Annotated in this window: 7 protein-coding genes and 1 tRNA gene; 4 read left to right on the top strand and 4 right to left on the bottom strand. The window is 63.9% G+C overall.

The window, feature by feature from the left end; all coding sequences use genetic code 11:
- The 3 genes from ABWP09_RS12980 to rpsU all read right to left on the bottom strand — a co-directional run.
- A partial coding sequence (locus ABWP09_RS12980) for a cytochrome ubiquinol oxidase subunit I (RefSeq protein ID WP_353205547.1) occupies nt 1-583 on the bottom strand: 583 nt, incomplete at its 3' end.
- A gap of 265 nt (nt 584-848) precedes the next feature.
- Nucleotides 849-1490, bottom strand: coding sequence for an FKBP-type peptidyl-prolyl cis-trans isomerase (locus ABWP09_RS12975; protein WP_353205546.1), 642 nt, complete (start codon nt 1488-1490; stop codon nt 849-851).
- A gap of 77 nt (nt 1491-1567) precedes the next feature.
- Entirely contained in the window at nt 1568-1774 is a 207-nt protein-coding gene (gene rpsU / locus ABWP09_RS12970) for a 30S ribosomal protein S21 (protein ID WP_010162663.1), read from the bottom strand.
- A gap of 126 nt (nt 1775-1900) precedes the next feature.
- On the opposite strand from rpsU, the gene cysS reads away from it, so the two are divergent.
- From cysS to ABWP09_RS12955, 3 genes are all read left to right on the top strand, one after another.
- The gene (gene cysS / locus ABWP09_RS12965; RefSeq protein WP_353205545.1) at nt 1901-3325 is read left to right on the top strand and encodes a cysteine--tRNA ligase; all 1425 of its coding nucleotides are present in this window, start codon (nt 1901-1903) and stop codon (nt 3323-3325) included.
- Between the two features lie 165 nt (nt 3326-3490).
- Entirely contained in the window at nt 3491-4426 is a 936-nt protein-coding gene (locus tag ABWP09_RS12960) for a D-2-hydroxyacid dehydrogenase (RefSeq protein WP_353205544.1), read from the top strand.
- Nucleotides 4427-4489: 63 nt separating this feature from the next.
- Nucleotides 4490-6076, top strand: a complete 1587-nt coding sequence (locus tag ABWP09_RS12955) for a class II 3-deoxy-7-phosphoheptulonate synthase (RefSeq protein ID WP_353205543.1) — start codon at nt 4490-4492, stop codon at nt 6074-6076.
- 21 nt (nt 6077-6097) lie between these two features.
- On the opposite strand, the gene ABWP09_RS12950 is transcribed toward ABWP09_RS12955, so the two are convergent.
- Entirely contained in the window at nt 6098-6244 is a 147-nt protein-coding gene (locus tag ABWP09_RS12950) for a lmo0937 family membrane protein (protein ID WP_353205542.1), read from the bottom strand.
- A 132-nt stretch (nt 6245-6376) separates the two neighbouring features.
- Here ABWP09_RS12950 and ABWP09_RS12945 point away from each other — a divergent pair.
- Nucleotides 6377-6451 (top strand) — tRNA-Glu (locus ABWP09_RS12945).
- Nucleotide 6452 lies beyond the last annotated feature (1 nt).

Below are 6452 nucleotides of genomic sequence, written 5' to 3'. Positions count from 1 at the left end.
AGGCGGCGATCACGGTGTGGACGAAACGATACGGGAAGCTCGGGTTGAAGATCACCGTCAGCCACGATCCCGCCATCACGAACTGGCCCTGAGCGTTGATCGCATAGCCTTGCGGCGTGTGCATCCAGCTGTTCGCCGACAGGATCCAGAAGGCCGAGATCGCCGTACCGACCGCGACCATGCAGGTGGCGGTGAAGTGGAGCCGCTTGCCGACTTTCTTCATCCCGAACAGCATGACGCCAAGGAAGCCCGCTTCGAGGAAGAAAGCGGTCAGCACTTCATAGGCCATGAGCGGCCCGATGATCGGCCCGGTCTTGTCGGAAAACACCGCCCAATTGGTGCCGAACTGATACGACATCACGATGCCCGACACGACGCCCATCGCAAACGCGACCGCGAAGATCTTCACCCAGAAGCGGAAAATGTCGAGATAGAGCTGCTTGCCGGTGCGCAGCCACAGCCCTTCGAGCACCGCGAGATAACTCGCCAGCCCGATCGAAAAGGCCGGAAAAATGAAGTGGAAACTGACCGTAAAGGCGAATTGCGCGCGGGCGAGAAGAATCGGGTCGATGCCGTCGAACATGTCGTCGCTCCCTCGCTCGCTCCCCCTGCCGCCGCGTTGCGCGGGCAGCAAGAGCGCGACATGCGCTCGGCGAGATGGCCGCCACAGGTTACAAACGTACGAGACTTATAAAGGATGCGCGGCAAAGGGTTGGTGATCGAACGGCATCACCGTTTCCGTTCGCCCTGAGCGTGTCGAAGGGCGGCTCACCCGCTCCAATCGCTCGCCTGTCGCGAGCAGTGCTTCGACAGGCGCAGCACGAACGAGTCCGTTGGGCTAGCGGAGTTCAGCGCCCGCCGGGCTGAGCCTCGGCACCCGGCGGCAGCGCGCCCGGGGGTAGGCCAGCACCACCACCGCGCTGCTGCTGCTGCTGCTGCATCATTTGCTGCTGCTGCTGAATCTGGCGGTAGGTCGATTCGGGGATGAATTCGAGCAGTTCGAGATCGAACACGAGGGTCGAATGCGGCGGGATAACGCCCTGATCCTTCTCGCCATAACCGAGGCTCGGCTTGATCCAGACGCGGTACTTGGCGCCCTTGGACATCAGCTTCAACGCTTCGGAGAAGCCGGAGATCACACCCTGGCGTCCCGTCTCCGGGTTGCTTGCCACCACCGGGATCGGGGTTGGCTGCTGCGATTTATCGAACACCGTGCCGTCGACCAGCCGGCCTTCATAATTGATCAGCGCAATGTCTTCGTCGGTCGGGCCAACGCCCTTGCCCGGGGTCAGCACCTGATATTGCAGACCCGATGGCGTCGTGAGGACACCCTTGGCCCGCGCATTCGTCGCGAGGAACGCCGTGGTCGGATCGATTGGCGTCTGCATCGCGAGCGCGGCAGCCGCGACCACCGCCAGCGCGATGCCAATCCACAGATACACCAAGATGCGCCGCTTGACGGGCTTCAGCGGGACAGCGGTGATCGACATGGTGGCTCCCAGACGGGGGTCGGAGTCTTGATATTTGAACGCGAAAGGCCGGCGCGCAGGGCCGGCCGAGGCCGGTCTTACCGTGCCCCGTCGCGTTCCATGCGCTTGCGCTCCAGCTTGCGGGCGCGGCGAACGGCGGCGGCGCGCTCACGCGCACGCTTCTCGCTCGGCTTTTCATAATGCCGGCGCAGCTTCATCTCACGATAGACGCCTTCGCGCTGCAGCTTCTTCTTGAGCGCGCGCAGCGCCTGGTCGACATTGTTGTCGCGTACGATGATTTGCATAAACCCGAAGTGCTCCGAATCGATAGATAAGCGCCGCCGCAAACACGAAGTCTGCGTCGCAAGGCGAGCGCCCTACCAGTGGTGTCCGCGCTTTTCAACCCATGCTGTCGTCGTTAAGCGAGGCCGATGACCATTCCCCTCAGCTTCCATAACAGTCTCACGCGGGCGATCGAGCCATTCGTACCCATCGATCCGGCGCTGGTGCGGGTCTATACCTGCGGGCCGACCGTCTATAATTATCAGCATATCGGCAATATGCGCGCCTTCCTGTTCGCCGACACGCTCGGGCGCGTGCTGCGCTGGAAGGGCTATCCGACCAAGCACATCATCAACATCACCGATGTCGGGCATTTGACGTCCGACGCCGATACCGGCGACGACAAGATGGAGCAGGCCGCCGCCGCGCAGGCCAGGTCGATCTGGGAGATCGCCGCGCATTATACCGCCGCCTTCAAGGACGATGTCGCGCGGCTCAATATCGATCCGCCGGCCGAATGGACCGTCGCGACCGACCATATCCCGCAAATGATCGCCTTCGCGCAGGCGATCGAGAAGGATTGCTATCTGATCGAGGGCGGGCTGTATTTTGATACGACGCGCGTGCCGCATTACGGCAGCCTGGCACGTGCCGTATCGGACGCAGGCGAGAGCCGGATCAATCCCGTCTCGGGCAAGCGCCACGCGGCCGATTTCGCGATCTGGCGGCGCTCGCCCCCCGGCGAGCAGCGCCAGATGGAATGGGAGTCGCCGTGGGGCAAGGGGGCGCCGGGCTGGCACCTCGAATGTTCGGTGATGAGCCGTCAGCATCTCGGTCACCCGTTCGACATCCATACCGGCGGGATCGACCATCGCGAAATTCACCACCCCAACGAAATCGCGCAAAACCAGTCCTTTTGCGGCTGCGACGACACCGGTGCGCGGGTGTGGATGCACAACAACTTCCTGGTCGATCGCGGATCGAAAATGTCGAAATCGAGCGGCGAGTTCCTGCGGCTCCAGACGCTGATCGATGCCGGCTTCCATCCGCTCGCCTACCGGGTGATGTGCCTGCAAGCGCATTACCGCAGCGAACTCGAATTCACCTGGGAAAATCTGGCGGCGGCGTTCACACGGCTCAAGCGGCTGGTGATTGCACGCGACGCGTTGCGCGCGCGCGACGATTATGTGCTCAAGGGCGACGCCGAATCCTATCTCGCGCAGCTCGAGGCGGCGGTCGGCGACGATCTCAACACGCCGCGGGCACTCACCGTGCTCGACGATCTCCTGTCCGACAAGCGCCTGTCGCCCGCGACGCGGCTGCGCGCGCTCGGGGATTTCGACGCCGTGCTCGGTCTGAAGCTGGAAACGCTTGGTCGCGCCGATCTCCGGCTCCGGCCCGTGACCGCGACGCTTAACGAAGACGAGATCGACGCGCATCTCGCCGCGCGCCGCGCGGCACGCGCCGAGAAGGACTTCGCGCGCTCCGACGCCATCCGCGATACGCTGGCCGCGGCGGGAGTCGAAGTGATGGACGGCGATCCACTTGGCTGGGATTGGAAACTCGTGCTGTAACGCGATTCCCCAACTCTCCCCGTTCGCCCTGAGCTTGTCGAAGGGCACCTCTCCCCGCGCGATGCTTCCGCGTGTTGCAAGCAGGGCTTCGACAAGCTCAGCCGGAACGGTTTAGGGTCGCACCCTGGCAGACGATGTCAGACCTTACGAAGCTGGAGCCCTTATATGAAAGCTGTCCTTCCCGCGCTCGCGCGCGGCCTGCTCGAAGCGCATTTGCCCGCCGACCTCCACGTCACCTGGGTCACCACGCGCGAGGAGGCAACGGCAGCCATGGTCGAGGCCGATATCGGCTGGGTCGATCTCTATCCCCACGGCTTGACGCAGGAAGCAGTAGCGGCGGCAAAATCGCTGAAATGGCTGTCGACCGCGATTGCCGGGATCGACTCGCTCGACATGGCAAAGCTCGCACGCGACGGGACGATCGTCACCAACGGCAGCGGGATCAACGCGATCGCGGTCGCCGAATATGCCGTGATGAGCGTGCTCGTCGCGGCCAAACGCTATGACGAGGTCGTCCGCATCGCCGATCGCCGAATCTGGCCCGATTATGCACCCGGCCGCATCGAACTGTTCGAAACGTCCGCGCTGATCGTTGGCTATGGCGCGATTGGCAAACTGATCGGCGATCGGCTGGCCGCCTTCGGGGTCGCGGTTACCGGCGTCACCCGCTCGGGCCGTGACGGTACGCTGACCCCCGATGCGTGGAAGGCGAAGCTCGGCGACTATGATTGGGTGATCCTCGCCGCCCCTTCGACCGAATCGACGCAGGCGATGATCGGTGCCGATGAGCTCGCCGCGATGAAGCCGGGCGCGTGGCTGTTGAATGTCGGGCGCGGCGACATGGTCGATCAGGACGCGCTGATCGCCGCGCTGACCGGCAAAAGCCTCGCCGGGGCCGTCCTCGACACCGTCACGCCCGAACCGCTGCCGAGCGAACACCCGCTTTGGTCTGCGCCGAACCTGATCCACACGATGCATTTATCGGGCCGTAGCCAGACCAAGATGTTTCACCGCGCCGCCGCGTTATTTCTGCGCAACCTCGACGCATTCCGTGCCGGGCGCCCCTTGGAGAATGTCGTCGATCTCGACGCCGGCTACTGAATTTACCCCATCTGGGAAAATGGGCGCTTGCCCGACTTACCCAGAATGGGTAATGCGCTGCGTATGACGACGATGGCAGGCATCAAGATCCGGCGCTTCCGCGAAGACCGTGCGCTTACCCGCGCGGCGTTCGGCGCGTGGTACGGCGCGCCGGGCTCGACCGTTCAGGGCTGGGAGGAAGACGGCAAACGCGCGAGCGGCCCGGTCGTCAATCAAATCGCCGCCAACGGCATCGCCCGCCATGCCGACTGGTACATACAGATTCGCACGGAGAATGACATGACCGCCTGGACCCCCGACAGCTGGACGCGGGCGGACGCGCGGCAAATGCCGAGCTATCCCGATGCCGCCGCACTCGACGCCGCGACCGATACGCTCGCCACCTACCCGCCGCTCGTCTTCGCGGGTGAAGCGCGCAACCTGACCGCCGACCTCGCGCGTGTCGCCGAGGGCAAGGCGTTCCTGCTGCAAGGCGGCGATTGCGCCGAGAGCTTCGCCGAGCATAGCGCCAACAACATCCGCGACACCTTCCGCGTCATCCTGCAAATGGCGGTCGTGCTGACCTTTGCATCGAAGCTGCCGACGGTGAAGCTCGGGCGGATGGCGGGACAGTTCGCCAAGCCGCGCTCGGCCGATACCGAGACACAGGGCGACATCACCCTGCCCGCGTATCGCGGCGATATCGTCAACGATATCGACTTCACGCTTGAGGGCCGTCAGCCCGACCCGCAGCGGATGATCCGCGCCTATAGCCAATCAGCCGCGACGCTCAATCTGCTGCGCGCCTTTGCCGGCGGTGGCTATGCCAACCTCGCACAAGTCCATCGCTGGACGCACGATTATATGGGCCGCAGCCCATGGGCGAAGAAATATGCCGAAACCGCCGACCGGATCGGCGAAGCGCTGGAATTTATGGCCGCCTGCGGGATCAGCCCGGAGACCGTACCGCAACTGGCGCAGACGCAATTCTACACCAGCCATGAGGCGCTGCTGCTGCGCTACGAACAGGCGCTGACGCGGCAGGATTCGCTGACCGGCGACTGGTACGACACCAGCGCGCATTTCCTGTGGATCGGCGACCGCACGCGTTTCGAAGGCAGCGCGCATGTCGAATATCTGCGCGGGATCCGCAACCCGATCGGCGTAAAATGCGGGCCGAGCCTTGAGCCGGACGCGCTTTTGCGCTTGCTCGATACGCTAAACCCCAACCGCACGCCCGGTCGCATGACGCTCATCACGCGCTACGGCCATGACAAGATCGAGGCGGGCTTGCCCAAGCTCGTGCGCGCGGTGCTGCGCGAGGGACATCCCGTCGTTTGGAGCTGTGACCCGATGCATGGCAATGTCATCAAGGCGGCGAATGGGTATAAGACGCGCCCGTTCGATCGGATTTTGGCCGAAGTGCGCGGCTTTTTCGCGGTCCACCGCGCCGAAGGATCGATCGCGGGCGGCATCCATGCCGAAATGACCGGGCAGAACGTGACCGAATGCACCGGCGGCGCAGTCGATGTCACCGAGCAATCGCTCGCAGACCGCTATCACACGCATTGCGACCCGCGCTTGAATGCGGGTCAATCGCTCGAATTGGCGTTTCTGCTGGCAGAAATGCTCAACGTCGAAATGGCCGAACGGCGGCGCGCGGCGGCGTGAGGCCACCGCGCGCGGCGCCGGCTACAGCACCCGGCGCCCCTGCAGCAGCCGCACGACCACGACGATCAGCGCGATGACGAGCAGCAAGTGGATCAAGCCGCCACCGATATGGACGGCAAAGCCGAGCACCCAAAGCACCAGCAGCACAACGACAATCGTCCAAAGCATCTGAAATTCCCAAGATTCCGTCGGTCCGCCCGTTCGGACCGTAGCAGCAACCAAAACGCCGCTTTGCGCGACCAGTTCCACCGCGCCTTGACGCCCCCCCTGCCGATGCGTATTGCCGCCCCCTTAGCGCATGGCCCCTTCGTCTAGCGGTTAGGACGACGCCCTCTCACGGCGTAAGCACGAGTTCGATTCTCGTAGGGGTCACCAT

This window comes from Sphingomonas sp., from assembly GCF_040398505.1.
Lineage (GTDB): Bacteria > Pseudomonadota > Alphaproteobacteria > Sphingomonadales > Sphingomonadaceae > Sphingomonas.
This window is presented reverse-complemented; position numbering and strand designations above follow the sequence as displayed.